The 2998-nt window shown below is 48.9% G+C and carries 2 protein-coding genes; both read left to right on the top strand.

Translation table 11 applies throughout. From position 1 onward, the window contains the following. On the top strand, positions 1-1549 hold a 1549-nt coding region (locus B3W37_RS15455; protein WP_483176334.1), incomplete at its 5' end, for an ABC transporter permease. An 87-nt stretch (positions 1550-1636) separates the two neighbouring features. Continuing rightward, positions 1637-2650, top strand: a complete 1014-nt coding sequence (locus B3W37_RS15450; RefSeq protein WP_483176333.1) for a metallophosphoesterase — start codon at positions 1637-1639, stop codon at positions 2648-2650. Positions 2651-2998: the final 348 nt, after the last annotated feature.

The following is a 2998-nucleotide window of genomic DNA, read 5'->3' as shown; positions in this document are numbered from 1 at the left end:
AGAGGCCATCAACCGCCATAGCATGGATGCCGGTCTGTCCGGACGGGAAACCGTGCTGGAGAGACTGCCGGGAGTTCCCTGGAAGATCGCTCTGAAAAATTTGCGCCGGAACAAAAAGGCGCTCTGGTTTACGGTCCTTACCATGTCGGTGGGCTGCTCCGTATTGCTGATACAATCCTACAAACTGGAATTATTTGATCGCGCCCGCGACTATCTGGATGGGGTTTATCCCAGCAAAAACTATGAATTCAGACTCAATGTCAACAACAGTGTGCCTATGCAAAAAGGCTACACCCGGGAACAAATCGATGCCATCCGAACCTGGCCGCAGGTGCGGGACGTTTCCGCCCAGCAGATTCTTTATGCGCGGGCCCAGATCAGCCCTTCCCTGCTCAACGGAGCCAATGGACGTAATTATCTTAAAAGCCGGGAAAAATGGCTGACGCAGATGGACCATCGCAATACCGATATCATAGATCATCCCGAGGAAAAAATGCGCTTCGCTTTTCCCGGAGACGATGGCCAACTTCTGATCCGAACGACTATGGAAGGCTTAACCGATGAAGAATTGGCGCCTTTGAATGATCTGCTGTCCGCCGGCAGTTTCGATATCCGGCAGATGCGGCAGCAGCCCCTGGCAGTGCTATGCATTCCCGAAGTATACGCCGACGGGACCTCTTATGCCCGGGCGAACCCAAAGAAGGACGACCGCTTAAAACCGATCCTGAAAATTAAGCCGGGAGACCGGGTCACCATAAGCTATCCCCGAGCCGGTTACGAAAAATCTCTGGATAACTGGAACCTGATCTATCAGTACGGAAAATATAAAGATATGTACCGGGAGCAGGAATTTACCGTAGCCGGTATTATCAAAAACCGCTATCTGCCGGAAAAAGACACTTTTCATTTAGGATCGAACCAGGACCCTTATCTGCTCATATCGAATCAAATGTTTACGGAATTATTCGGCGTGCCCGACTACCGCATCGTCAGTATAGACATGCGGGATGATGCAGGTTCGGCTGCTTACCGGCTCTTGCAGGAGAAAGTCCTCGGCCTGGCAGAACTGATCCCGGGTACGGGGATGAGCGACCGGGTGGCGGACCAGGACTACCAGCGCCAGGCCCGAGTGCAATATCTGCTGTTGTATATATCCATTGCCGCCGTACTGATGATTATCAGCGCTTTAAGCATCTACAACAACATCAGCTATAACCTGATATCCCGCCTGCACGAACACGGCATCCTGAAAGCCATCGGACTGAGCCGGAAACAGTTCCGTAATATGCTCTGGTTTGAGGGATTGACCTACGGCGGCCTATCCGCGGTGTTCTCCTGTGGGCTTGCCCTGGTGATGCAGGCCGGTATATTTATCTATTATGTTCACCTGGCCGCCTTTCCTCTGGAATACAAACAGTTTTTTATCGAATGGAAGTTGTTCCTGGCGGTCATACTAATCAATCTGCTGATCGGCTGGCTAGCTACTATCGGCGCTGCCCGGCAGGTCAACAAAGTCACGATCACCGAGGCCATCCGGGCGGTGGAATAGAGAATCCGGCGCCAAATCCCGCTTCTATCCCTTCCATGCACATGTCCGGATAATTATAATTAAAATAAGCGAAGGAGATTAGGTTCCATGAAAAAACTGCTATTATATGGTGCTTTACCGGCAATTGCCCTAGCGGCCTTTTTATTAATACTGGCTAAGCTTGATGTCGGTCCTGTCAACAGCCTTATTCCCAACCGGGAAGTCAAGCTTACTATTTTGGCCACAGCTGATTTGCACGGGAGTATTCCGGACGATTTAGCCCATTATATCCAGGAGACCCGGTCCCGAGAAGATAATTTTATGCTGGTGGATGCAGGGGATTTCTTCGATGACCAGAATGATGCGGCCACGGCCATGCAGCAGTGGTTTAAAATCTGCCGCAACGCCGACAACGCCGGCCAGCCCCGTCGAATGCCTCCGATTGTCCGCCATATGAGCGAGCTGGATTATGATGCCGTAGTCCTCGGCAATCATGAATTCCTGTCCAATGATAAGTTGGGGTTGAATGAGTTGATTCTGGACTTTACCGATTGTTATATACCGGTTTTATCCGCCAACCTTTACGAGACTTCGGCGGTGAATCCCTATTCAGGAGAATATTATCGCAATTATGTAACTCCCTATATAATGAAAGACTTTTCTACCCCCCAGGGGGTCTTAAAAGTAGGCATTCTCGGCCTTACTCTTCCGGAAGTAGGTGAAGGTGGGGAGAATGTGGAGGATTTACCTGCGTATAAGGGAATTTTGAAACTGGAGGATATGGTAAAAGAGGCTGATAAATGGGCCGAGTGTATGAAAATGAACGGAGCCGACATCGTCGTGGCCGTCGTTCATTCCGGTGAAGAGCCGCTTAAACCTAAACACCCCGGCAACAGAGTCAAGGAACTGGCCCGCAGCGTTAACGGCATCGACGCTATTGTGGCGTCCCATACCCATCTTAATATACCTTCGCACCAATATAAAAATCCCGCCGGCCAAAGCGTGATTGTAACGCAACCGGGCAAATGGGGCGAATACTGTTCCCGAATCGATTTCGTACTCGCAAAGGAAAAGGGAAAGTGGCTGGTAAAAAATAAATCCAGTCTCACCAAGGAAATTTAAAAAGTAACCCGGCTCCTTTATACTTTTCCGGGATGAACCAAAGAAAAAGGAAGCCGCCGCCGCAATGGCTCCGCCTCTAAAAATGAGACAGGCTGCTCCTATTTCACTTAGAGGCAGCCTGCTGGTTGCAATTAATTTAATTCTGAATTATTCACCAGTATCGTTTTGATACACTGAGTCCATTCTGACACATTGCTCTTGAATTCAAGCAAATCAAAGGCTTAAAAAAGAGTGATCCATACTTGATACAGCAGTAGAGTAAAACCGATATTAACATAAATTTATAGTACCTTAAGTAACATTTCCGTATCCTCGGGTTTCTTGTAAATCCGAGGATTATTTTATGGG

The sequence above is a fragment of the Syntrophomonas sp. UBA5494 genome, assembly GCF_002426325.1.
Note: the sequence above shows the minus strand (reverse complement) of the source record. Positions and strands in the feature narration are given on the sequence as shown.